At 58.4% G+C, this 23,865-nt stretch carries 17 protein-coding genes and 2 pseudogenes; 7 read left to right on the top strand and 12 right to left on the bottom strand.

All coding sequences use genetic code 11. The features are described from left to right. Positions 1 to 608 precede the first annotated feature (608 nt). Positions 609 to 1,790: a Xaa-Pro peptidase family protein gene (locus E5W70_RS20825; RefSeq protein ID WP_292661714.1), complete on the bottom strand. Its 1,182-nt coding sequence runs from the start codon at positions 1,788 to 1,790 to the stop codon at positions 609 to 611. Between the two features lie 666 nt (positions 1,791 to 2,456). On the opposite strand from E5W70_RS20825, the gene E5W70_RS20830 reads away from it, so the two are divergent. The 5 genes from E5W70_RS20830 to E5W70_RS20850 all read left to right on the top strand — a co-directional run bounded on the left by E5W70_RS20830 (position 2,457) and on the right by E5W70_RS20850 (position 9,340). Next, entirely contained in the window at positions 2,457 to 3,935 is a 1,479-nt protein-coding gene (locus E5W70_RS20830; RefSeq protein WP_292661717.1) for an NAD-dependent succinate-semialdehyde dehydrogenase, read from the top strand. A gap of 12 nt (positions 3,936 to 3,947) precedes the next feature. Continuing rightward, positions 3,948 to 5,351: an aspartate aminotransferase family protein gene (locus E5W70_RS20835; protein WP_292661720.1), complete on the top strand. Its 1,404-nt coding sequence runs from the start codon at positions 3,948 to 3,950 to the stop codon at positions 5,349 to 5,351. Positions 5,352 to 5,738: 387 nt separating this feature from the next. After that, positions 5,739 to 6,809 carry a GlxA family transcriptional regulator gene (locus E5W70_RS20840; RefSeq protein WP_292661723.1) on the top strand — a complete coding sequence of 357 codons (1,071 nt, stop codon included), beginning with the start codon at positions 5,739 to 5,741 and terminating at the stop codon, positions 6,807 to 6,809. A gap of 169 nt (positions 6,810 to 6,978) precedes the next feature. Continuing rightward, positions 6,979 to 8,157, top strand: coding sequence for a M24 family metallopeptidase (locus E5W70_RS20845; RefSeq protein WP_292661725.1), 1,179 nt, complete (start codon positions 6,979 to 6,981; stop codon positions 8,155 to 8,157). Then, the gene (locus E5W70_RS20850; RefSeq protein WP_292661728.1) at positions 8,144 to 9,340 is read left to right on the top strand and encodes an amidohydrolase; all 1,197 of its coding nucleotides are present in this window, start codon (positions 8,144 to 8,146) and stop codon (positions 9,338 to 9,340) included. The genes E5W70_RS20845 and E5W70_RS20850 overlap by 14 nt, the downstream gene beginning before the upstream one ends. 404 nt (positions 9,341 to 9,744) lie before the next feature. Here E5W70_RS20850 and E5W70_RS20855 read toward each other — a convergent pair whose 3' ends face one another. Beyond that, a complete protein-coding gene (locus E5W70_RS20855; RefSeq protein WP_292661730.1) occupies positions 9,745 to 10,596 on the bottom strand; it encodes an alpha/beta hydrolase in 852 nt (283 codons plus the stop codon). 331 nt (positions 10,597 to 10,927) lie between these two features. On the opposite strand from E5W70_RS20855, the gene E5W70_RS20860 reads away from it, so the two are divergent. Beyond that, the gene (locus E5W70_RS20860) at positions 10,928 to 11,953 is read left to right on the top strand and encodes an IS110 family transposase (protein WP_292661733.1); all 1,026 of its coding nucleotides are present in this window, start codon (positions 10,928 to 10,930) and stop codon (positions 11,951 to 11,953) included. Between the two features lie 293 nt (positions 11,954 to 12,246). Here the strand turns inward: E5W70_RS20860 and E5W70_RS20865 are convergent. The 8 genes and pseudogenes from E5W70_RS20865 to E5W70_RS20900 form a co-directional block, all read right to left on the bottom strand. After that, positions 12,247 to 12,384 (bottom strand): annotated as a pseudogene (locus tag E5W70_RS20865) (transposase domain-containing protein); the annotation flags it as partial. Positions 12,385 to 12,626: 242 nt separating this feature from the next. After that, positions 12,627 to 13,403, bottom strand: coding sequence for an ectoine/hydroxyectoine ABC transporter ATP-binding protein EhuA (gene ehuA, locus E5W70_RS20870; protein WP_292661760.1), 777 nt, complete (start codon positions 13,401 to 13,403; stop codon positions 12,627 to 12,629). Positions 13,404 to 13,509: 106 nt separating this feature from the next. Further along, on the bottom strand, positions 13,510 to 14,178 hold the full coding sequence (gene ehuD / locus E5W70_RS20875) for an ectoine/hydroxyectoine ABC transporter permease subunit EhuD (RefSeq protein WP_292661736.1): 669 nt from the start codon (positions 14,176 to 14,178) through the stop codon (positions 13,510 to 13,512). Further along, positions 14,175 to 14,846, bottom strand: coding sequence for an ectoine/hydroxyectoine ABC transporter permease subunit EhuC (gene ehuC, locus E5W70_RS20880; protein WP_292661739.1), 672 nt, complete (start codon positions 14,844 to 14,846; stop codon positions 14,175 to 14,177). Before ehuC ends, ehuD begins: the two co-directional genes overlap by 4 nt. A 79-nt stretch (positions 14,847 to 14,925) precedes the next feature. Continuing rightward, entirely contained in the window at positions 14,926 to 15,747 is an 822-nt protein-coding gene (gene ehuB, locus E5W70_RS20885) for an ectoine/hydroxyectoine ABC transporter substrate-binding protein EhuB (RefSeq protein ID WP_292661742.1), read from the bottom strand. 636 nt (positions 15,748 to 16,383) lie between these two features. After that, complete coding sequence (locus E5W70_RS20890; RefSeq protein ID WP_292661745.1) at positions 16,384 to 17,553, bottom strand: Xaa-Pro peptidase family protein; 1,170 nt, start codon at positions 17,551 to 17,553, stop codon at positions 16,384 to 16,386. A gap of 187 nt (positions 17,554 to 17,740) precedes the next feature. Then, positions 17,741 to 19,228 carry an aldehyde dehydrogenase family protein gene (locus tag E5W70_RS20895; protein ID WP_292661747.1) on the bottom strand — a complete coding sequence of 496 codons (1,488 nt, stop codon included), beginning with the start codon at positions 19,226 to 19,228 and terminating at the stop codon, positions 17,741 to 17,743. A 226-nt stretch (positions 19,229 to 19,454) separates the two neighbouring features. Further along, on the bottom strand, positions 19,455 to 19,877 hold the full coding sequence (locus E5W70_RS20900; RefSeq protein WP_292661750.1) for an SET domain-containing protein-lysine N-methyltransferase: 423 nt from the start codon (positions 19,875 to 19,877) through the stop codon (positions 19,455 to 19,457). A 509-nt stretch (positions 19,878 to 20,386) separates the two neighbouring features. On the opposite strand from E5W70_RS20900, the gene E5W70_RS20905 reads away from it, so the two are divergent. Further along, positions 20,387 to 21,124, top strand: coding sequence for a hypothetical protein (locus tag E5W70_RS20905; protein ID WP_292661753.1), 738 nt, complete (start codon positions 20,387 to 20,389; stop codon positions 21,122 to 21,124). 157 nt (positions 21,125 to 21,281) lie between these two features. Here the strand turns inward: E5W70_RS20905 and E5W70_RS20910 are convergent, their stop codons facing one another. Next, the gene (locus E5W70_RS20910; RefSeq protein WP_292661756.1) at positions 21,282 to 22,268 is read right to left on the bottom strand and encodes a prephenate/arogenate dehydrogenase family protein; all 987 of its coding nucleotides are present in this window, start codon (positions 22,266 to 22,268) and stop codon (positions 21,282 to 21,284) included. Positions 22,269 to 22,463: 195 nt separating this feature from the next. Next, positions 22,464 to 23,212 (bottom strand): annotated as a pseudogene (locus E5W70_RS20915) (hypothetical protein). Positions 23,213 to 23,865: the final 653 nt, after the last annotated feature.

Consider the following 23,865-nt stretch of genomic DNA (forward strand, 5'->3'; position numbering starts at 1 on the left):
TTTGCAGATGGTGCAATAGCAGGCTCCGCATTTGAGTTCGCTTGTCTGCGTTGACACGATCTGGGTGATCAGAGATGTCCACAATGCCATCAAATCCAGCTGGGCACCTTGGCCGGCGGCACCAAGCAGATGGAGCAGCTGAGGAATCAAGGGCGAGCAGACTGCCGCATGAGTGGCTCAATACCAACACCCAACGCACTCGTCTGCAAGTGGAAGCTTCGACAAGCAGGGACGAGCCGCCTTGCGGACAAATTCCCGACAGCCCGCCTGTCGAGCGCGACGACTATCTCCGGCGACAAATACCCGTTTGTCCGTTTAAGCGGCCAAGGGCTGCGAAGAGGCAATTCATCTCCGGGCCTTCGACTCGCCAGCCCGCAGCGCTTGCTGGATAGGTGGACGGCAACGATCAGCGCGGGCGCACTCCAGTGATTTCCTCGATACCACACCAATTGACCGGCGGCTCGCGTCTCCCAGGCTGCTCGGCGCCGCGACTACTGCGGAAACCAGCGCTCTGAGACCACTGGCAGAGATGGGCCAAGGATTGGGAAGCAAAGCACATCAGCGCGACTTCCCAACCCGATTAAGTAGGCGAATGGTAACGCTGTCAGCTAGTCCACGACTATCAACTCGCGGACAACATCAGCGAGCCGCTCGCCACCTTTTTCGGTAACAACAATCGACTCCGATATTGCCGCGCCGAAGGCAGGAGGCCTCACCCCCGATTGGAAATGGAAGCACATGCCCGCCTGGAGCACAGTCTTTTCTCCGGCGCGAATGCTCACGGTACGTTCGCCCCAATCCGGCGGAAAATTCATGCCGATTGAGTAGCCGGAACGCCCTTTCTTGGTGTACCCATGGCGGTTGAGAACGCTATGCCAGACGGCATTCACCTCGTCGACGACCACACCGGGCTTTGCTATTTCGAGTACAGCGTCACCACCTTCCACTATGGCATTGGCGAGATGTCTGACCTCTGCGGGTGGCTTTCCCATGTAAATGGTACGCGTCAGCGGCGCATGATAGTGACGTCTCGCTGCCGCAACTTCCAATAGAACCAGTCCCGATGACGGCAATGGTTTATCCGACCACGTGAGGTGCGGAGCGTTCGTCTTTTCGCCAACCTGAATCAGCGGACAAAGGCTAGTATAATCCCCGTATTTTCCGCCAACACCTCTTGTTTGAGAGGCGTAGATCTGGGCGGCGATCTCGTATTCGGGGACTCCCGGCTTCAGATTTTCGATCGCCGTGCGCATGGTGTGGCTGACAATTTGGCCCGCTTCTCTCATATAGACCAGTTCAGCGTCGGACTTAACCAGCCTCGCCCAATTAACGAGTCCACGGCTGTCGGAGAACTCTGCATTCGGAAGCCCTTTGACAAGGTGCTGGTGTGCTCGCGCAGTATAGAAATGGGCATCAAGCTCAACCCCTATCCGATCAGATCCCCATCCGCGTGACTTTATGATTTCGGTGACTTCGTCATAAGGATGCAGCTCCACATGATGGAGTCGGTCATCCGAGAAATTGATGATGTTCTCAGCAGGCAGGTCCGTCGTAGCATGAGCACCGTTTACGTCAACCAACCGTCCAATCCACACCGGCGAATCTGATTGGAGGTGCAGTAGCACAACTTGAGGCGTGTAGAAGGACCAGGCGTCGTAACCGGTGAGCCAGCACATATTTGCGGGATCTTGGCAGATCAATAGGTCCAGTCCTGCTTGCTCCATCCGTGTCTTTACGTCCTGAACACGGCGGTGGTACTCCGCAGGCAGAAAGGGTTTCTGATAAGTCATTTCGTAGTCGTCCTCTGCACCTATACCGGCCAAGCATTCTGCTAATGCCATCCCTACTAATCGAGATAACCTAGCATGCCTCCCAAGACTACTCGGCGCGGACTCAGCGGGTCCGCCGCAGAAAACCTGCGTGTTTGGCATTCCGTGCGCAGTTTGCCTTCCCGTTGTGAGAGACTTCGACGCCGCGACCGCGGCTCTTCTTGCGCTGACAGCGAAGGAAGAGGTGCGAGCGTAGGTTTGGCACCTTAGATTTCGAGATCATTCGAGAGGCCCTAAGTGCGATCTCTCGAATGAAGTTCACTCACGGTCGCCTGATCGTTCTTTGGGCGATGCACTTTCGGTTGATCGAAGCGCCACGACAACTGTGCCGTGCGAACTGCGTAACACAAATGTCCGGCGCATCCCCGCCACAGGGCCGTCGACAATACTTACCGGCTACGCGGCGCTCGAGACTGAGGCGTCACCGTCGTCCTCCATGCGTGGACAGCTTGGAACGTTCACTTGCTCGAAAGTCTCCGTGAAGCAAACACGGATCAGACGGAGAAAAAACTCGGGCAAGACGTCTTTTTCGCAGGAGGCCGCCTCGGCTGGCCGACATCCCGCTGCCGACCGCCCGTGATGCGGCGCTAATTTGACGAAAATGAACACTCGATAGTGGGGTTAGAAATGAAAGGTACAGCAACTGCCGCGTTAAAGGCGCTCGAACGGCAGGACCTTCTCCAAACATGCGCCTATCTGAATGGAGCTTGGCTCTCCAAGTCTGAAACTATCTTAGTTGTGGACCCGGCTACTGGCCAGCAATTGGCTCAGGTGGCTGCCTGTGACGTGTCTGATGTAGATAACGCGGTCAGCATCGCGAGAACCGCATTTGAACAATGGCGCAAGGTTCTTCCGTCGGATCGGGGCGCATGCCTGCGGAAATGGGCCGCAGGTATGCGCGAGAATGCGGAAGACCTTGCCGCTATCATGACCGCCGAGCAAGGCAAGCCATTTACCGAGGCGCGCAGTGAGATTTCATATGCCGCTAGCTTTCTTGACTGGTTTGCAGCGGAGGGCGAGCGGGCATATGGCGAGACCATCCCGAGCCATCTTGCGGGCAGCCGCCTTTCTGTGCAGATGCAGCCGGTCGGAGTGACGGTCGCTATCACCCCTTGGAACTTTCCGTCGGCGATGATCACCCGAAAAGCAGGAGCCGCGCTGGCTGCCGGGTGCACCATGATTGTCAAGCCGGCCCCGGAAACGCCCTTGTCAGCTCTGGCGCTTGCCCGTCTTGCCGAGGACGCAGGAGTCCCCGCCGGCGTGTTTCAAGTGATCACGGGAGAGGCTGCCCCGCTCGCAAAACGGCTGTTGACTCATAGCGATGTGCGGGCATTCTCGTTCACGGGCTCGACCGAGGTTGGTCGGATCCTGCTAGAGCAGTCCGCAAAAACCTTGAAGAAGGCTTCACTTGAACTCGGCGGCAATGCTCCTTTTATCATTTTCGATGACGCACCGTTGGAGACTGCCGTGGCTGGATCCATGGCAGCCAAATTCGCCACATCCGGTCAGGACTGCCTGGCAGCCAATAGGATCTATGTTCAGCGGGGAAGCTATCAGCGCTTTGTGGAAGAATTCGCGAAGGCCACCAGTAACCTGAAAGTCGGGCACGGATTCGAGCCCAGTGTCGACATTGGCCCAATGACCAAACCATCTGTCGCCGAAAAGTGCAGGCGACAGGTTTCCGAAGCTCTTTGTGCCGGAGCCCGCATCGTTGTTGGCGGACAGGACAGTTCTCTCGGGGGCAATTTCGTGACCCCGACTGTTCTCGCCGACGTCACGGACGACATGCTGATCGCCAAGGAAGAGACCTTTGGGCCGGTGGCTGCAGTCCTTCCGTTCGATAAAGAGGCGGAAGTGGTTGCGCGAGCCAACAATTCGGAAATGGGCCTTGCGGCTTACGTTTACACAAGAGATCTGAACCGCGCCATGCGGCTGACCGATCAGTTGGAGTATGGCATGGTCGCCGTTAACACCCCGAAATTCACCGGCGCTCCCATACCCTTCGGCGGATGGAAGCAATCTGGCCTCGGTCGCGAGGGCTCAAGACATGGTCTCGCCGAATATCTCGAACCCAAATACGTGTGCATCGGTAACATAGCAGACTGAAAGGAAAGCCGTATGACCATCGACATCATGGATATCTGCGAGAAGGATAGAAACGCTGTCCTGCATCCTTTCACGCAGCTGAAGGATTTTGCCACCGGCAAGCTCGGTGATCCGACCATCGTCGAGACGGGCAAAGGCATTCGCATCCAAGATGCGCATGGCAACCAACTAATCGACGGGTTCGCCGGCCTTTATTGCGTCAACGTCGGGTACGGCCGCACCGAAGTCGCCGAAGCGATTTCCCGCCAGGCGTTCCGTCTGGCCTACTACCATTCCTACGCCGCCCACACGACGGACGAGCTTGCGATCCTTTCCGATCGCCTCGTAAAGATGGCGCCGGGCAAGATGAGCAAGGTCTTCTACGGCATGTCAGGTTCGGATGCGAACGAGACCCAGGCCAAGCTTGTTTGGTACTACAATAATCTGCGTGGCAAACCGACCAAGAAGAAGATCATCTCGCGTGAACGCGGCTATCACGGGTGCAGCGTCGTGTCCGGCTCGATGACTGGGATGAGCTTCTATCACGACCACATGGATCTGCCGCTCCCGCAGATCGTTCACACCGGTGTTCCACATCACTACTGGGGCGCGAACCCAGGCGAGTCCGAACGCGAATTTTCAGCGCGGCGCGCCGAGGAACTTGATCAGCTGATCGAACGCCTAGGCCCGGACAATGTTGGCGCCTTCATCGGCGAGCCGGTGCTCGGCACCGGCGGCATCACGCCTCCGCCGGAAGGCTACTGGGGAGCAATCCAGGCCGTGCTAAAAAAGCACGATGTGCTGCTCATTGCTGATGAAGTCATAACCGGCTTTGGCCGGACAGGCTCCATGTTCGGCTCGCAGCACTACAGCATCGAGCCAGACCTCATCACGATCGCAAAGGGTCTGACTTCGGCCTATTTCCCCCTTTCCGCGGCAATCATCGGTGAAAAGATCTACAAGGTTCTGGAGGACGGGGCGGACAGGGTCGGCGCATTCTCGCACGGTTACACCTATTCTGGTCATCCGATCGGGGCTGCCGCGGCCAACGCGGTACTGGACATCGTCGAGAAAGAAGACCTTCCAGGGAACGCTCGCGAGGTCGGTGCATTCTTCCAAGCGCTGCTGAAGGAGAAATTCGGGCAGTTGCCGATCGTCGGCGAAGTGCGCGGCGTCGGCCTCATGGGCGCAATCGAGTTCGTGACCGATCGCGACAAAAAGAGGCGTTTTGATCCCACGCTCAGTGTTGGTGCACGAATTTCCAAGGCAGCGCGTGAACGCGGTCTTATCGCTCGCGCCATGCCGCATGGTGACATTCTGGGCTTCGCTCCTCCCTTGGTGACAACCAAGGCTGAAGTCGAAGAAATCGTTGGCATCGCAGAAAGTGCAGTGCGCTTCGTTATGGATGAGCTCACGCGAGACGGGCTTGACATCTGAGGCAAACGGCAGCCGAGCTTGGGGTGTCAGGACGCAGTGAAAAGTCTGCCCAACGTTCGACAGGCGCAACCTGGCCGCTCTATCGAGCGGTCACCGGGTGGCGAGGCAAGTAGGGAGATCAAGTGACACTTAGCGGGAGCATGATCGGCCCCCAATCGCGGTGGGCCGGCGCCAAAAAAAGCGCCCGGGAGCGGAGCCTAGCCCTCTCTGGAACCCGGCGCGATCTCGCTTTCGACGCAGCTAGCACGCTTCCCCAGAATGCTGTCGAACAGGTTCGATAGGCATTTTGAATGCTGCTCTGGTCCCCGACGAAGGGAGTCGCCGCGCAGTGTCGCATGATGCCGCTGGAAGCACGACAGATCAGGCTAGGAGAAAGGGAACCCGGGGATGCTAGACTCACAGTCCACATGCCGAAATTTTTGCTTTTACCTCCTGCCGGCCTTTTCGCTCCAGGCCTTCTCGTCGGCAGTAGAAGCGTTGAGGCTCGCCAACGAGGTGTTGGGGCGGGACGTGTATAGCTGGCAGGTCATTTCAGACGACGGGCAACCTGAAGCCTCGAGTTGCGGGCTGTCAGTTTGCGCCGATTCTTCGTTGTCATTCGAACGTGAAAGAATCCGTCGATTGATCTCAGCACCGGCGGTCGTGATCGTCGGCGGCCGCAATGCTCCTAGTCCGCACAAACAGCTTGATGCCTGGGTACGAGAGTGTCGCAACCGCCGCGGCAGCCTGGTAGGGATAAGTAGTGGTACAGTCGTGCTTGCTCGGGCGGGACTTGCAGAAGGGCGGCGCTGCGCGGTTCACTGGGAGCAGTTTCCTATATTCTCTGAGCGGTTCCTAGATGTGGTAGCCACTCAAACGGCGTTCGAGCGGGACGGAGACCTATACACATGCGCCGGGGGGGACGCCCCCTTTGACATGTTTCTGGAATTCGTTGACCGCCATCATGGGACGATAGTCGTCAATCGTATTTGCGAAAAGGCTATCGCGTATAGGACCCGTTCAGCGGGTGACCGCCAACGTCTGCCTCTTCATTCTCGGGTGCAACTAAACCATCAGGCGGTCATCAAGGTAATCGAGGAGATGGAGGCTAACCTCACGGAGCCATTGCTATTGGACGAACTTGTGGGGTCAGCCGGCCTATCCCGCCGTCAAATCGAGCGGCTGTTTAGGCGGGAACTGGGATGTTCTCCGAGCCGCTATTATTTGGATCTTCGTCTGGAACGTGCGCACCTGCTGCTTATCAGCTCGCGCCTGCCAGTCGTCGAAATCGCGATGGCTTGCGGCTTTGTCTCTGCATCGCATTTCTCAAAAGCGTATCGCGACGCTTACGGATGCGCGCCGCATCAATCACGATTACCAGCTTACCAACGAGAGAGAATGCGGTCGAACGGGCCGGAAAATAGAACCCGGCAAATCGATCGGAGGCTAAGTAACGAAAGAAGGCCTAACTGCCACTAGGAGAGCGCCACATTGTTTTCTCTAGATAGAGTACGGCGCTCCATTTGCTGGACTGGGTCATGAATAAACCAGCCGGGGACGAGAGTTCGAAGTGATCCGGCTTCAGCCCGGTTACTAGCACTGGCGTTAAGTGAATACACTCGGACACGATAGAATAGGATGATTCGATTTGATCCAATTGCCCTTTGCGCTCAGCGAATACCGCACCAGACTTGCCGCCATTCGCGCCGAAATGGCGCGCCGAAACCTTGACCTGCTGATCGTCAACGACGTCGCCAACCAGCACTACATCACCGGCTATGACGGCTGGTCGTTCTACACGCCGCAAATGGTCCTGGTGCCGCTCGCCGACGAGGAGCCGGTCTGGATCGGTCGCGCCATGGATGCCGCGGGCGGGCTGTTGACCGCATGGATGAAGCCCGAGAACGTCATCGGGTTTCCGGAAAGTCATGTGCAGCGGCCTGACCGCCATCCAATGGACTGGATTGCTGCCTGGATCGAAAAAAAAGGCTGGGGGCGTGGCAATATCGGCATCGAGCTCGAGGCCTACTACTACTCGCCGAAGGCGCACGCGCGGCTGACCGCCGGCCTGCCCAATGCGATTTTCCGCGATGCCGACCTTCTGCTGAACTGGATCCGCAGCGTGAAGTCGGACGCCGAGATCGGCTACCTCAGCAAAGCCTCACGCCTTGCGGAGGCGGCGGTCACCGCGGCATATGACGTGATTGCGCCAGGCGTGCGCGAGTGCGACGCCATTGCCAAGATCCAGGCCGCCCAGATAGCCGGCTCGCCGGATTTCGCTGGCGATATCACCGCCCTGCCGCCGACCATATTGGGCGGCGAAAACGCCTCGGCACCGCACATCATGTGGAGCGACCGCCGCTTTGGCGACAACGAAACCGTCGCGCTCGAACTCGCCGGGGTGGTGCGCCGCTACGCCGCCGGGCTGGCGCGAACGCTTCAGCTGGGCGCCATGCCCGCCAAGGTCGGCGACACCGGCAAGGCCGTGCTCGAAGGCATGGAGGCCGTCCTCTCTGCGATCAAGCCTGGCGTCGTGGCGGAAGACGTCGAGGCGAGCTGGCGCAAGGTCATCCAACGCTACGGCCTGAAGAAGGAGTCCCGCATCGGCTATTCGATCGGGGCCGCCTATCCGCCAGACTGGGGCGAACACACGATCAGCCTGCGCGAGGGCGACAAGACGATTTTGAAGCCGGGCAACGTCCTCCATTCCATTCTCGGTATGTGGATGGATGGCTGGGGGATCGAAATGAGCGAAACGATCCTCGTCACCGCCGATGGCTGCGAAACGCTGACCAGCTTCCCGCGAGAGATCCATGTCAAACGCTGAAACCGGCAATGGATTGATGGATGTCGGGCTGGAGCGCAGGATGATCGAGATCCGCCGCCACCTCCACCGCAATCCGGAGCTCTCGAACGAAGAGAGCGAGACGCAGGCCTATCTGAGAGAGGTGCTGGAAGAAGCTGGGCTGAGCGGCATCAGGCCCGCGGCCGGCTTCGGTCTCGCCGTCGATGTCGTCGGTGCGGCCGGTCCCTCGAACCGCAAAATCGTGATCCGTGCCGACATCGACGCGCTACCGATCACGGAAGCCTCGGGCGTGCCGTTCAGCTCCGAGCGTCCGGGCGTCATGCATGCCTGCGGCCACGACGCTCATGCAGCGATGGGGTATGCGGCCAGCGTTCTTCTGGAGCGCCAGAAGCAGTCGTTTAGCGGCACCGTCAGAATCATCTTCCAGCCCGCCGAAGAGGCGGAACCGCTCGGCGGCCGGCGGGTCGTCGAGGAAGGGCTGCTGGACGACGTCGACGCGGCGATCGGCATCTATGTCGATCCCTATACCGCGACCGGAAAGATTGCGGTCGGCGCGGGGCCGTATACGCTTGCCTGCGATATATTCGACATCACCGTCACCGGCAATTCCGTGCATGCGGCAAAGCCGTCCGAAGGCGTCGACGCCATCGCCGTCGCCTGCTCGACAGTGACAGAGCTGCAGAAGATCGTGTCGCGCGAGATCGATCCGTATGACCCGCTGGTCGTCTCCATCACCGGCATCGAAGGCGGCGGCGCTTACAATGTGATCGCCGCCGAGGCGAGGCTGAAAGGCACGATCCGCAGCGGGCAGGAAGCGACCCGCCAGCGTGCTTGGAAGAGGCTGCACCAGATCGTGGAAGGCGTCGCTTCAGGCCACAATGCCAGTGCCGACGTGGACCTGAGGCGTGGCGAACCACCGGTCACCAACGACCCAGACATGGTCGAGATCATCCGCCGAACCGGTGCCGGCCTGCTGGGGCAGGACAATATGCTGAGTGCGCCGGGCTGGACCGCAGCCGATGATTTCGCCTTCTACAGCGAGAAGTGCGCGTCGGTCTATTTCCGGCTGGGCATCCGCAACGAGGAGGTCGGAGCGGTCTATCCGCTTCACCATCCGCGATTTCGAGTCGATGAACAGGCGCTGCCGATAGGCGCTGTTGTCCTCTGCAACGCTGCCCGAAATTTCTTGATGCCTCCGTGCTAGTCCGGCGGACTGGCGGACTGGCGGACTAAGCATTGCGACCCCAGGTACCCTCGCCTAGCTCCCTTGTATTGATTGGCACCGCTTCGGAGCTCGCGCGTGACAATGCTGACGGGCTCGGCCGATCCGCTGAAGCCGCAACGCGCTGCCGCGAGTCCCAGCAAACCTAGCAACAGTGATTTCCCAACGCGGGTGGAACTTTAAAAAGTCTATGTAGTGATCCAGACTAGAATGTAGCCGGAAGATTATTCGGGTTTACTGGTGCGCGCGGTAGCATTGAGCTTATCGGTCTCTTCGGGATTGCAACTGCACATGGCGGCTTCAGCGGTTCCGTCGTAGCCATGAGAGCAGATGCGCGTCCGGAAATGTTGGCTGTAGAGCACAATGGAGTTCCGTTCTCTGCTGATTTAGTCATGCCTTTGACGGATGAGTCTGTTGACAGCTTCACTCTGATCGATGTGAACGGCATGCCCTGCATTGTGCAGCAGGTGGAAATCCGAATTCCTGATCAGCTTTGCCAGCTTCAGCCCGTGATCAGGCGTTACGGTTGGGTCGTTCTTCGACCAGATAATCAACGTCTCGGACTGAAGCCTGTCAAGATAGGGGAAGATGTATCTTTGTTGTAGCGCAACATAGAGGCGCATATTGGTTTCTTCTTCAGGCAGGTTTTGGAATATCTGCCATTGTCCGCGTGCTGCAGCTCGCCGATAGGCCTCTCGCTTCGCGTGTTCCACATCCTCCCCACAGATGGGGGTGCCTTTCCACCATCTATTAACGTATTCCTCTTCGCTCGGCATCGGTCCCGAATAGTCGTAAGCCTGCCGGCAGGCCTGCATCCAAGCATCGTCACGGTCGTCTCCAAACGATGGTGATACGGAGTTGGCAGTCAGCAGTACGAGCTTGGAAACAAGATCGGGACGCACGATCGCGACCCGCGCGGCGACGAATGATCCTTCTGAATTGCCGACCAACGTGATCTGCTTCAATCCCAGCGCTTCGACGAAGCCAATCACGTGATCCACGCGCCCCAGCCGACCAACATATTTGCCATCGGAGGGATAATCGGTCCCACCGAAGTGGAGCTGGTCAACCGCGATCACCCTAAACTGGTCAGACAGGCCGTTCAGCTGCCGAACAAAGGAACTCTTTCCCTCCGCGCCGAATCCGGCACCGTGTAGAAATACAATCGGCTCACCGGCTCCGGCCTCGCAATATGAGGTCGCGATATCGCCAACCGATATGCGGTGTTGAGCAATCATTTGGTTCCTCGTAAAACTGGTCGTGTCAGGTTCGGCTTAGATAATTGAGCGGTCCGCTTACTTGTGAGTATACCAGCGTCAGTGGGGCGCCCTTGCGCAAATCATCTTCTGTCAGCGCAGGGAATCAATGTTGCATCGCTGATTGCGCACGTAACCACCGTTTGTTGGATTCCTCGCTACCGGTATTCACGTCCGATCATTACGATTTGTGGACTTATGTCTGTGCGTAAGACCGTATGTCCGCCTCTGCCGATGAGGTGGCTCGCCCTACACTGCGCGTCCGAGGTTGCTCGGACGGGCCGAGCCGATCCTCACCACAGGAGGACGAGCCGTGGCGGATTATAGAGAAGCATTTGTCGGAATCGATGTTGCGAAGCTTAAGAACGCTATTGCGATTGCGGAGGCAGGCCGGGAAGGAGAGGTTCGGTTCTTCGGTGAGGTCGACGCGTCGGCGACCAGCATGCGGCGGGTCATAGGCCGGATCGCCAGCCGCTTTGATTACGTGCATTTCTGCTATGAGGCTGGGCCGACCGGGTACGGCCTTTATCGCCTGATCCGGTCGCTCGGGCACGAGTGCACCGTGGTTGCACCATCATTGATACCAAGGAAGCCCCGCGATCGGGTGAAGACGAACCGTCGAGACGCCATTTCCCTTGCCCGACTATTGCGCGCCGGCGAGCTGACCGCGGTGTGGGTTCCCGATGAAGGGCACGAGTCCATACGGGATCTTGTTCGCGCGCGGGCGGGCGCGGTCGAGACGCTGCGGGTCCATCGCCAGCAGGTGAGCGCATTCATGCTCAAGCACGGCCGTAGCTATCCGCGAAAGAAGAGCTGGACGATGCGCTATCTACGCTGGCTTCAGGAACAAAGGTTCGATCATCCCGCGCATCAGATCGCACTCCAGGAGATGGTCGAGGCGGTGCGCGTCTCGAAAGAGCGGGTCGAGCGGCTGGAGCGTGTGATCGAAGAGTTCGTCCCGGCCTGGTCGCTGGCACCGATCGTGTGGGCGCTTCAGACATTGCGTGGGGTAGACCTAATTGTCGCCGTGACGTTCGTCACCGAAGTCGGCGACGCCAGCCGGTTCGAAAGCCCACGCCAGCTCATGGGATATCTCGGTCTGGTCCCCGGCGAGCGCTCAACCGGGGAGACAGTCCGGCGCGGCGGCATCACAAAGGCAGGCAACGGTCGGGTTCGCCACATGTTGGTCGAGAGCGCCTGGAAGGCGCAGTCCCGCCTGACAGCCCGCTACCGCATGCTGAGCGCTCGGGGCAAACGGACAACGGTCGTCTGCACCGCGATCGCCCGTGAACTGGTCGGCTTCATGTGGGCAGTCGCAAGGGAGGCGCGCGTCACCTGATCGCTCGCCGCGATGGCGCACATATCGCGCATGGGCGGAGGCGGGACCCACGGCAGGGGAATGCCCGTCAGACGCTTTGTGGCCGGCAAATCGACCGACGCCCGCAGTAAGATAGGAACAGCCCGGGACGCACAATCGGGAATGCGGTAGCCAACCCGCGCATCAGAGCTTGATCACCGACGTCCTTCAGTTCCGCCTCCACCCATGCGCGATCATCAGAATGAGCAGCCGTTCCTCGGATCGGGCGACCTCATGCGTTCCAAACCTTGACAGCGGACATCAGAGCGGTGTTCTCAGGCCACGGCCTTGAGCTCGAGCTTGTTGATGTAGACCCAAGGCAGGAGATCGTCGATCTGGCTGTTGGGGTGGCCGTTGACGATCCTGGTGAGGACATCGGCGAGATAGCCGAGCGGTTCGACACCATTGAGCTGAGCGGCTCGAAATACTCTGCACCTCATCAGCAACACGTCGCATGGTCTGGAAACACTGTCTCAGTGTTCAGTGATCATTTCTAAGTATTCGCTATAAAAGCAGAAAACTGTTCGGGACCAGGTCGGCCTGTAATATCTGCGCGGGTCGGACGACGTCAGCATGAGCAAGGGCCGAGCGGCGGCTTATAGGCAACACCGGCCTCACGGTCGGGCTCCTACCGTCCGCCCTAAGGCGGCGCCAGCTATTTCGCCTCCAGTACGGCGCTGAGGAACTGCCGCGTCCGCTCGTTTTGCGGATTGCCTAAGAGTTGGTCGGGCGGACCCTGCTCGATGATCTTGCCGTCGTAGAAGAAACAGACCCGGTCGGAGAATTCCTTCGCGAAGCCCATCTGGTGCGTGACCATCAGCATAGTGAGGTCATGCTCGGCGCCGAGGGTGCGGATGACGCTGAGCACCTCCCCGATCAGCTCCGGATCGAGCGCCGAGGTTACTTCGTCGAACAGCATTACCTTGGGCCGCATGGCCAGCGCACGAGCGATCGCCACGCGCTGCTTCTGTCCCCCGGAAAGTTGGATCGGGAAGTGATTCTTCTTGTCGCTGAGCCCCACCATGTCGAGCAGTTCGGCGGCGCGCGCCTCGGCGTCCTTCTTCGGTAGCCCGAGCACGGAAACTGGCGCCTCCATGCAGTTTTGCAGCGCGGTCATGTGCGGGAAAAGATTAAAGTGCTGAAAGACCATGCCAATCTTGCCGCGCACGCGCCTGAGATGCCGATCGCTCGCCAGCACCATCCGATCCCCCTTCTGCACGTGCGTCAGCGGCTCACCGTCGACCCATATCACCCCCCCGTTGATGCGCTCCAGCGTCATCAGCATGCGCAACACCGTCGTCTTGCCCGACCCAGAAGGGCCTATGATGCAAACCTTCTCGTTGCGGGCGATGCTGAGATTGAGTTCGTTAAGCACGGTCAGCGCGCCGTAACGTTTTGTGACGTTCTCGAAGCGGACCATGGGTTCGTTCATGACCTTCCCGTTGCACGGGATGTCGGGATTGTCCAGCACGGTCAGCGCCCCATATCGTTTTGCGATGTTCTCGAAGCGGATTCTTGGCTCGTTCAAGACGGACCTCCTACTGCAAATGATAGCGGCGGTTGAGCCACAGACTAATCGATTGCACGGTGGCGGAAGCGACCAAGCTGAACACGAGAAAGAAGAAGCCGGCCATGATTATGGCCTCGGTATAACGGTAGTGCTCCGCCCCGAAATTCTTCGCCTGTTGCAACATCTCCAGGATCGCGATGGCCGCCAGGATGGGCGTTTCCTTGAACATGCCAACAAAGTAGTTGCCCAGGCCGGGAACGATGGGGGGGATCGCCTGCGGCAGGATGATGGCGCGCCAGGTTCGTTGCCGCGACAGGTTGAGCGCCGTGCAGGCCTCCCACTGGCCTTCTTCCACCGCCAGGATGCCGGCACGATACACCTCTGAGCAATACGCGGCGTAGTGGATGCCGAGCACGCCGATGCCAGCCGTCCAGGCGGGGATGACGATACCGAACTGCGGTCCCACGAAATAGACGAAGAACACCTGCAGCAGCAGCGGCGTGGAGCGGATGAACTCCACGATCTCCGTCACGGCTGTGGACACGTAGCGGTTCGGCGACTGGCGGATCAGCGCGAAGACCAGGCCCAGCACCAGCGCGATCGCGAAGCCGAGCACTGTAGCCTGAACCGTAACGATCGCGCCGCGGGAAAGGTACGGCAACGCTTCCCAGACGTATGACCAGTCCCATATGCTCATGACAGCACCTGCCGCACGAAGCCACTTGACAGACGACGCTCCAGCCAGCGCACGACAGGCGTGATCAGAGCGCGCGCGATGACGTAGTAGCCAAACAGCGCCACCGCGAAGAACAGCAGGTAGTTGCCGGTGGCGTCGGCTGCCAGCTTGGAGGCGGCGGTAAGCTCGGTGATGGTGATGAAGAAGATGAGCGAGGTCGACTTAAGCAGCTCGATCAGTAGGTTGCCCCAGGGCGGCAGCATGATCCGGACCGCCTGCGGCAATACTATGCGGCGCATCATGGTGAGCCGTGGGAAGTTGAGCGCGATGCTCGCTTCATACTGGCCGCGGTCGACGGCCTGGATGGCAGCACGCACCAGCTCGGCGCCGTACGCGGAGACGTTCATGCCGATGCCGAAAATTGCGACGGTCCACGGCGCTAGGGCGACGCCGAAGATCGGCAGCACAAAGAACAACAAGTACACCTGCACCAGCAGCGAAGTTCCGCGGAAGAATTCGATATAGCCGATCGCAAACCAGCGCAGCGGCCAAAGGGGAGAGACCCGGAGCAGGCCAGCGATCAGCCCGAGTACGATCGCAACCAGAGATGCGCCGAAGGTTACGACAAGCGTGGTCAGAGCGCCCTTGACGAGCGCCGCCACGCTGAAGCCAAGCGCGAATTCGTTCATGTCCTTGCTCCCCGCCGAGCGCCTCCCGGCCCATGACCGGGGAGGCGCATGAGGTTTGGCAAATGGCTGACGCCGGGCATCACTCCTTGCAGAGCTCGGCGGTCGTGGTGCCGTCCGGCAGGTGGATTTTGGTGTAGCCGTACTCGCCGACCGACTTCATCATCTCGTCTGAGCCGATATAGTCCTTCAACACCTTGTTGAAGGCGTCGACCTCGGCCTGCTGGTTGGGCAGGAAGGCAATACCGGAGTAGCCGGGTTTTTCCGACGGGCTGTACGGATCGGCCAGTTGGACGCTGGCGTCCTTGTCGGCGAGATCCTTCACGGTGAAGTAGAAGGCCGAGCCCCCGGCCGCGCGGCCGGCTTTCACCGCCTGCAGGATTTCGGCCGGGCCGGCGACCTGCATGATACGATTTTCCGGAATGCCGACGTCTTTGGCAGTCTTGACCGTCTCGTAGCCGGCGGCGGTGACCAATGTTAGGCCCTTGTCACGGATATCGCCGAAGGAGTGCAGGTCTTCCGGATTGCCCTTCGGCACAAGGAGGCCCTCCGTGAACTTTCCGATTGGTTCGGAGAACAGCACATTGCGGCAGCGCTCGGGCAGGATGTACATGCCGCCGGTGATGATGTCGAAGCGGCCCGCCTGCAGGCCAGGAATGAGCGAGCCCCATTCAGCGACAATCGGCTCGACCTTGGTCGTGCCGAGCTTCTTGAGGATGTCGAGCGTGATGGCGTTGAAGAAGCCGAGCGGCTCGTTGTTTTTGCCCGGATAGGCCGAAGGAGGGGTGTTGGAGAAGCCGATCCGGATCGTCCCTCCGCTCTTGATCTTCTCGAGTAGCGACTGCGCCGAGGCGGAACCGGCGAACGAGGCGGTTGCCAGCGCCGCCACACCCAAAGCAGCCATACCCTTCAGAACAGCACGCCTGAAAAGATCACCCCTGTGCTCAACGTATTGCCACTTGTGCATTAGTAATTCCTCCGTTCTTTCTCGCCGCTGGTCACACCAGCACGCACTGTGAGGCGACTTCATATCGATCCGTTGACATAAATTATGATGCGGCGGTTCCCGTGCTATGCGGGCTTAACGTTGCGCCTCGGTAACTTGGTTGGCCCCAACTTGCCCATCCTTGATACCGGACCACTCATTGCCCACTTCGTGAACATAGCAGCACCAAGGGGCCCTTTTGTGCGAAATATTGTTAATACACGCAGGGAATCGGCGTTTTCTCTGTCTAGCGTACAGGCCGACGATTTTGCGGCTGGAGTGGGAGATCCCTCGCTGTACGGGCATCACGGGGTAGGCACACGCTAGAGCGGAGGGCCAATCCTCCGCCAGAGCGCGGAATGATTGCAGCCCAGCAGGCATGCGCGGCAAAGAACCCGCAGCGCGTGAAGATGCCATCCGTATATTGCGGTACCACGAGGGACAAACGGGCCGGATGATTGATGCGGACCACGCAGTCCACCAAGATGCCTTGCGGAGCGGGGGCGGCCTATAGATCGTCTTCCCGATTGAACTTTGAGAATGCTGTTCGCGCGCTCAGTCCAATATGAAAAGTTGACGCGGCGCCTTTGTAAGAACCTCGACGCCAGATTCGGTGACGCGAATGCTTTCGCTAAGCACATAGCCGAAGTCTTCCTCGACCCAGGAACCTAGATGCAAGTGGAAGGTCATGTTAGGCTCGAGAACCGTGGTATCGCCCAGCTTAAGGCTGGTCGTGTTTTCCATCCAGTTGATACCGATGGAGTATCCGGCGCGCGACCGCTTCTTGAATCCGTGCTTCTCGGTCGTGCTGTGAATCATTTTGGCCACTTCTCCGCTGACGGCGCCGGCGCAGATTACATTCAGCCCCGCCTCAAGGCCGGCGAGTTGGGCTTCATGGATACGCAGCAAGCGATCGGACGGTTTGTCCAGGATATAGGTCCGGCAGATCGGAGCGTGGTAGTCATGTCGGACGCCAGCTATTTCGAGATTGACCTGTGAACCTTCCCGGAGGGTGTCCTCGCTCCAGGTGGTATGCGGATTTCCAATTCGAGACGTGGCGCTGAGGAAGGGCGTTGCGATCCAAGTTCCGGGTTTGCCGTTCGCTCCGCGGGCGAGCGTCCCGACAATTTCGGCGATGGCATCTGCCTCCCGCATGCCGGGGCGCATAACTTCGGCGGCCCTAAGCACACCTGCATCCGAAATGGCAGCCGCTTCGCGCATGACGCTAATCTCGAGATCCGACTTCAGCGTGCGGATTCGGGTTACCACGGTCGAGAAGTCAACCATGCGGGCCTGCGGTAAACGGCACTTGAACTTTTCAGCCGAGTAGACTGTCAAGTTGGACAGCTCTAACCCAATGCTGCACTTTGCCAGTCCCTGATCCAACAGGAAGTCAATCACCGCATCGTAACCGTCCTTGTCCGGGTCACCCATCAAATCTTCTGAATAGCCTATGATGCTGTCACGTTCCATGAACGTCTCCTGGACGGCCGCAGCAACGTCCATCCAGCGCAGGATGAAGACCGGCTCTTCCCGCGAGCCCAGGATGACAAGACCGCGCGTGTCATAAGATCGAGCGACCGACCCCGTGAGGTAAGTTATATGTGCGTTATCTGTGATGACAACCGCAGCGATATCACGCTCAGCCATCTTCCTTTTTGCCGCATTAAGCCTGCACAGATATTCCGAGCGCGGGAATACCTGCGGACCTTTGACTGCTTGCATCACAAACTCCCTCGGATGTGCTCAGAGTGTGTCTGGCCAGGCTCATGCGCCTTGCCTTGAGCGAACGCCGCCCTCTATCTTGCCCTCGATCTCGGCACCTACAATTTAACAGTTCGACAGGGACTGGATGTCCGCCGCAATACTTTACGACTGGCGGATAGGAATACGAGCAATGACGATCCATATATCATTTTGCGCACCTCCGCCTGCTGCTGCTTGAACCGGATGATGGTTGCGAGATCCGGATGCCGACGTTTCGCGTCTGAACGTAGCCGTCCAGTGCTTCCCTCCCCTTCTCCCTGCCGTAGCCGGACTGTTTTACTCCACCGAATGGCGTCTCGACGCCACCGACGTACCATCCGTTCACGTACACTTGGCCAGCCCAAAGCAGATCGGCGGTCCAAAGGGCTCGGTCAATATCCCGCGTGAACACGCCCGCAGCCAAACCCTGATCGGTGCCGTTCGCGAGATCGACCGCCATTGCCGGATCATCGAACTCAGTGACGGCAAGAACAGGGCCGAAGACTTCTCTCTGGAAGAGATTACTCTCTTGCCCAACATCGGCAAAAACCGTGGCCGCCATGAAATAGCCGCTCCGCTCCGAAAGTGCAGTTCCGCCGATCACAAGCCGTGCCCCTTGCGAGAGGGCCGTCTGGCAGGCTCGTTCGACTCCCTGTCGCTGCTTTTGTGAGATCAAGGGGGTGATGTCGCAGTTCTCGCGTCCTGGACCAACCGATAGTCCTTGGACGCAGACCTTCACTCTCTCTACTAATTCGTCTGCAACAGAACGTTCCACAAGCAGTCGTGTAAGGTTATTGCAGTTCTGGCCGGCATTTAGAAAGGTTCCAATGCGCACCGCTTCTACAACGCCATCAACATCGGCATCGGAATACACAACCGCAGCCGACTTGCCGCCCAGTTCCATGATGCAGGGCACGATACGGTCCGATGCGGTCTTGAGGACCGTTCGCCCTGTTGCCATCGATCCCGTGAAGACGATGTGGCGAACATCCGGATGATTGATCAGCGCCTGGCCTGCCGTTTGCCCGCGGCCGCTGAGCACATTGACTGCTCCGGCAGGCAGCCCCGCGGTCTCGCAGGCACGTGCGATTTCAACTCCGGACAAGGGAGCCAGCTCTGGCGACTTCACCACCACGGAGTTGCCGGTCGCGATGGCGCACGCCAACGAACGCGCCGTTAGTTCTAGTGGACCATTCCATGGGACGATCTGGGCGGACACGCCGAAAGGACTTCTGACAGTATAGTCGACTAAATTGGCACCACGCGGGATCGAACGACCTTCGAGCTTGTCGGCCAGGCCACCATAGTACCTCAGGTATCTAATGGCAGTCCGAACTTCGTCGTGGGCGAGATCCAGCGCCTTCCCTGTCTCGGCGCAGTTAATTGTCGCGATCTCGTCGCTGCGGGCTTCGAGTGCATCGGCAACGCGACACAGCATTCGTCCACGATCATAGGGATGCATATCTATGAGAACACGGTCGCGAAAGACGCGATGAGCAGCAGCAACGGCGATTTCGACATCTTCGGGCCCTGCTTCTGCTACGACGGCAATCGTCTCGCCATTCGACGGGTCATCGACCTCGATCCGTGTACCGGACAAGGAATCCCGCCACTTGCCATCGATATAATTTTTGGTCACGTCTGTGCTAGCCATTCCAGTCCTCTTTCGACATCTCATCGGCGCGCGCCGCTGCTTGACTTCGTGACCTCCTCGGGGCGGCTTTGGTTGGCACTCGATGGCATGAGCCCTGGCTTACCGTGACGCCGGTCACGACCGACAAGCGTGGCCGCTACATGTGGAGAGCCCTTCCGGTGCGCCTGAAGCTCACCCGCACGTCTGGGCGGTGAAAAGCTCTATATCGCCGCGCAGCTCTTTGCGCTCATTCGATGAATTTGACCTTTGAAGGGTAATCCGGGATATTCTTATAGCGATGGGTAATTTCTTCGTCCACCATTATGTCTTTTATTGCAACAATACTAGCCCACGCGCCGGCCTCTCCATCGGTCCAGATTGTTTCTGCGTTTGGATTGGAAGAATGATTTACCAACGAGATGAAACCGAAGACAACGTAACCTACAACTCTATTATTTGCTTCTCGCTTCAGGTCATCTCTTACAAAGTAGTATTCAATCAATCCTGTACGATTTAGGATGGCTGCTTCATCACCTTCGAACGCCCATGTCGGTGCGCGATCAATTACATCTCCTACCTTGAATGGAACATTTGCAAACACGCCGCGACCTTTGCAGCGAACGTTTTTTACATACACTGCATTGCAGCGGTCAAAGATCCTGTCGGTCATCCCTGGTTCCTCCTTGGTGATGGAACGTTCCTTACACTGTGTTCACTATGGCGAGTCCGAGGCATCCGGCCGGTTCAGCAGTAATGCTGACGTCAAAGAAGTGACGGCGAGCGCTGGTACCCGTCAGGCAAGGCAAATCCAGGTTTCACTATCGGCACCATGCCTCCCATCACAAGCTATCTCACAACGAGGCAGCCCTCGCTCAAGCCAACACATTTGCTGGGATTGCAGTGCGCGTCTTCTACCGGACAAAGCCAAGGCACTTAGATAGTCCGTATTCCCCTTCGTGAGACCTACCAAAACGCGTGGGTGATTTTCAGGTCCATAAGACTTACCGTACTGACGTACTGGCTTCTGACGCGTGCCTGTCGCTGGCCGTTGGATGGACACCTCAAAACCTGGCCTTCGATTCACTGCGCCGGTGATTTGCGTGGAGGCGTCGAATGTGGACAGGTTGAGTCCATGGGCTGCTCAATATAGAATTCGGCTTCAACGCGAGGAACTGAGAAATGAGTGATTATGTTACAATTTTTGACGCATCAAAATACATTTCTTTGCTTGATAATACAGCTCGTAAATCCGGGTTGCTATTCAGAATGGGTGAAAATTTCGAAGAATACGCTGATATTACTGATCGTATTGTTGGAAAGGCCCGTACCGATCCAAACTTCCGGCCCGATTGTTCGCAGCTTGACGCTGGTCGTGCGTTTTGGATTGTCGGAGAAGACCGAGCTGGCAAAGTAGCGCATGTTCAGGCACTTCGGGTGGACGATTTGACGGCCACCAACTTGGCTAGACACCTAGAGTCACTAAAGGCCTTCTATGCAAATCCAAAGAGCCTTGCCGGCTCCGGCTCCTCATGCATTTGCCGGGCCCCCACCGCTCAAAGAATAACTCGAATAGTAGCTTATCACGGTGATATATGGCTCCGAGAGGATTTTAGGGGGCAGGGATTGCCGAGAACGTTTGCGGGTATTGCATTTGGGCTGGCGTGGGTGAAATGGTCACCCGATTTCATTTATGCCCTTGTCCCTACCTGGTCAGTAGAGAAGGGAGTCGCCGATCAGTATGGTTATCTCCACGGAGAAGCGAACGGGGCCATTTTGAGTTTACCTGACCGAGGCATCGAAGAGGATGATTGGCTTATTTGGCTAACGCGAGGCGAATTGTCCCGGCTCATTAAAGTCACCGTCGCTAAGACGCTAGAGCCTTCTGCTTTTAGGCATACGCCTAGCCGGCGTTCCTGAATTGGTTGGCACATTCCTGCGGAGTGAAGAACTCGAGAAGCTGGCCGATCGCCACGATGACAGTTTCGACCGTGCAGGCGGCGGCCTTGCAAGGTCCCTGAGCTCGGCCCAAGACCTGCTCGATGGGTCAGATCGGGCCAATATTTAGAGAGGCGGATCAAGTTGGCAACGACCTTGCGGGTGTCGTGGCGAACGGCCTGTCGCTTGTGCGAGCGACCTGCGGGTGCCCGACTGCCTGCCCGAAGTGACCGGACGCGTCGATATTTTTGCCCTCCTCGATGATTGAGCTGTGGATGGCGCGCGCGCGTGTGAAGAGATCGAACAGCTTGTCGCCTTCGCCCCAGCGGATTGCCCGCTGCAGGGAAGCTAGATCCTCAAAAAAGCGCGCCAGCATTTCGAGGATCGCGTCACGATTGTGCAGGCACATGTCGCGCCACATTGTGGGGTCGGAGGCGGCGAGGCGAGTGAAACCGCGGAAGCCGGTGGCGGAATATCTGATGACCTTGCTTTTTGTGACCGTCTCCAGGTCGTCCGCCGTGCCGACGATGTTGTAGGCGATGATGTGCGGCAGGTGCGAGACGAGGGCCAGGATCATGTAGTGGTGCTGCGGGTCCATCGTGTCAATGTTGGACCCACAGCGGCGCCAAAATTCGGAGAGCTTTTCTAGCGCTGTGGGGTCGGTGCCTTCCAGTGGCGTTAAGATGCACCAGCGGTTCTCGAAAAGATCGGCAAGACCCGCATCACCTCCTGACTTCTCCGTGCCGGTCAGCGGGTTACAGGGGATAAAGTGTACGCCCTCCGGCACGAAAGGCTGCATCTGAGCAATCACAGAGACCTTGGCAGAGCCGACATCGGTGAGGATAGCGCCCTTCTTAAGCGCCGGTTGGATTTCTTCAGCCGCGGCGCCTGAGGCACCGACCGGCACTGAGACGATAACGAGGTCGGCCCCGCACGCTGCCTCGTTCGCGTCCGTCGAGTTGGAATCGCCGAGCTTCAGCTCCTCGGCGCGCTTCAGGGTCTCGACGCTACGACTTGCGATGGCGAGGTGGTCGGCCAACCCCTCGCGGCAGATGATCCGCGCCAGTGAAGACCCGATCAGGCCGGTGCCGACCAAGGCGATCTTTCCAAACAGACGTTTCGACATGGCTATCTTTCGATAATTCGGTGCGTGCGGCGCTCCGCCGCTTGTGGGTTCTTCGGTCCCGACCGTGATCCGCAGCGCATTGGAACAGCCGTAGCCTGCTGCGCGCGGACATGTTGCTTGATCTTGTTCAAGCTGACGGTCCCGCTAAAGGCCCGTCTCTCTCCTGTTCTCGATTGCACCAATGTTTGGCCATAATCACCTCTTTTGTAGCACCGCCTGCGCCGCTGCCTGTAGGTGAGAGGCTGCTGATTGTCCTTTTTCGCCAAGCGTCGGAAATGGTGAGATCGACCAATCAATTAAGTCGACGGCCCGCTCAACTATCCCCGTGGTCTGAGTTCGGGTTGGTGAAGCGGCGACGACATGTCCGATACGGTCCTGGTAGTCGCCTTTCCTGACGATCGGCGTGCTTCCCGCCCAACAGAAGGCCGCATGTTCGGCCAACTCATCGGCATCGCGGCACAATCGTACCCCGATGCTGCCGTGGCCTACGGCTGGCTTAACAATCACCGGCAGACCGATCTCCGCACCAGCTCTTTCTACCTCCGTCGCATTCGCTGCCAAGTGATAAGCAGGTATTGGAACGCCTGCTTCCGCGAGGAGTTGACGTTGAGTGAATTTGTTGCAACACCGTTCAACGGATTCAGGGTTCGGCCCCGGTAGATTGAGATGCCGGCAGAGCTTGCCAACTGTCGCATAGACCAACTCGTCTGCGCTGGTAATGCCGGCAATTTCATATGTCGCACGCAGCAGCGAACATTCGTGGATCAGCGCTTCAAGCTTGTCTGTATTGACACGGATCGCTTCAACGCTTACCGGGGCATGATAGTCGTAGCGAGCTGGATCGGCCGACAGAGTAATCGGATGAAGGCCAAGACGTTGGGCCGCCTGTAAAGCGGACCATTGCTCCTTGTGCCTTCAATCAGGATGAGTGCTCTTATTGCCATTGGCAGCAACCTCCTTTTGCGTTCTGCAGTGGCCGAGCGTCAAACCGCATCAGCTTTTCTTTTGTGCCTGACCTCAGACTGTGTGCTGAAACTACCACGGTCAGCTATCCGCATTCGCGAAAGTTCTGTAAATTTAGCCGAAGGTTTTGCACTGTTTTTGTTTGCCGGTGCGGCACGGAGCGTTGGGGTATTTCGGCTGATGCAATGTTCGAGGCGTTAGTTCGACGTGAATAGTCTAAACGTCTGGCCGACGACGTGATAAATGGGCGATAATTCTCAAGCCCGATCCCGGTTCATTCTCTCACGTCCTGGACCTACCCTTCGCGCCGGGCGGCGCACCCAGTGACGGTCAAGGACGTGGCCGCGAGGCCTCATCGCGTTGGGACCTGACTTCGTAAGGGACCGCCGAGTCGCCGGCGCCTTCGGAATGACGCCGCAACCGGGGGACGCGGCGACATGCGCGACCGAGGGAACGGAAGCTCTTTGATCTCGCATGAAGGCAGTGGGCGGCGCATCGCGCCAAAGGCTCTCGCCAAATTCGCTGATCCGGACATAACACCTAGGACCGGCGACGTAACTCTGCCGCAGCTGATCAAACGTAACCGCTGTTCTCAGGCCACGGCCTTGAGCGGCATGGGTCTGTAGGCCCAAGG

Origin of the sequence: Mesorhizobium sp. (assembly GCF_005063415.1) — a bacterium.
Taxonomy (GTDB): Bacteria; Pseudomonadota; Alphaproteobacteria; order Rhizobiales; family Rhizobiaceae; genus Mesorhizobium.

What these genes read in the sequence shown, in the direction of transcription:
- E5W70_RS20825 (WP_292661714.1), bottom strand. Translation starts at nt 1,790, where the DNA reads ATGACTTATCAGAAACCCTTTCTGCCTGCGGAGTACCACCGCCGTGTT.
- E5W70_RS20830 (WP_292661717.1), top strand. Translation starts at nt 2,457, where the DNA reads ATGAAAGGTACAGCAACTGCCGCGTTAAAGGCGCTCGAACGGCAGGAC.
- E5W70_RS20835 (WP_292661720.1), top strand. Translation starts at nt 3,948, where the DNA reads ATGACCATCGACATCATGGATATCTGCGAGAAGGATAGAAACGCTGTC.
- E5W70_RS20840 (WP_292661723.1), top strand. Translation starts at nt 5,739, where the DNA reads ATGCTAGACTCACAGTCCACATGCCGAAATTTTTGCTTTTACCTCCTG.
- E5W70_RS20850 (WP_292661728.1), top strand. Translation starts at nt 8,144, where the DNA reads ATGTCAAACGCTGAAACCGGCAATGGATTGATGGATGTCGGGCTGGAG.
- E5W70_RS20855 (WP_292661730.1), bottom strand. Translation starts at nt 10,596, where the DNA reads ATGATTGCTCAACACCGCATATCGGTTGGCGATATCGCGACCTCATAT.
- ehuA (WP_292661760.1), bottom strand. Translation starts at nt 13,403, where the DNA reads ATGAACGAACCCATGGTCCGCTTCGAGAACGTCACAAAACGTTACGGC.
- ehuD (WP_292661736.1), bottom strand. Translation starts at nt 14,178, where the DNA reads ATGAGCATATGGGACTGGTCATACGTCTGGGAAGCGTTGCCGTACCTT.
- ehuC (WP_292661739.1), bottom strand. Translation starts at nt 14,846, where the DNA reads ATGAACGAATTCGCGCTTGGCTTCAGCGTGGCGGCGCTCGTCAAGGGC.
- ehuB (WP_292661742.1), bottom strand. Translation starts at nt 15,747, where the DNA reads ATGGCTGCTTTGGGTGTGGCGGCGCTGGCAACCGCCTCGTTCGCCGGT.
- E5W70_RS20890 (WP_292661745.1), bottom strand. Translation starts at nt 17,553, where the DNA reads ATGCAAGCAGTCAAAGGTCCGCAGGTATTCCCGCGCTCGGAATATCTG.
- E5W70_RS20895 (WP_292661747.1), bottom strand. Translation starts at nt 19,228, where the DNA reads ATGGCTAGCACAGACGTGACCAAAAATTATATCGATGGCAAGTGGCGG.
- E5W70_RS20900 (WP_292661750.1), bottom strand. Translation starts at nt 19,877, where the DNA reads ATGACCGACAGGATCTTTGACCGCTGCAATGCAGTGTATGTAAAAAAC.
- E5W70_RS20905 (WP_292661753.1), top strand. Translation starts at nt 20,387, where the DNA reads ATGAGTGATTATGTTACAATTTTTGACGCATCAAAATACATTTCTTTG.
- E5W70_RS20910 (WP_292661756.1), bottom strand. Translation starts at nt 22,268, where the DNA reads ATGTCGAAACGTCTGTTTGGAAAGATCGCCTTGGTCGGCACCGGCCTG.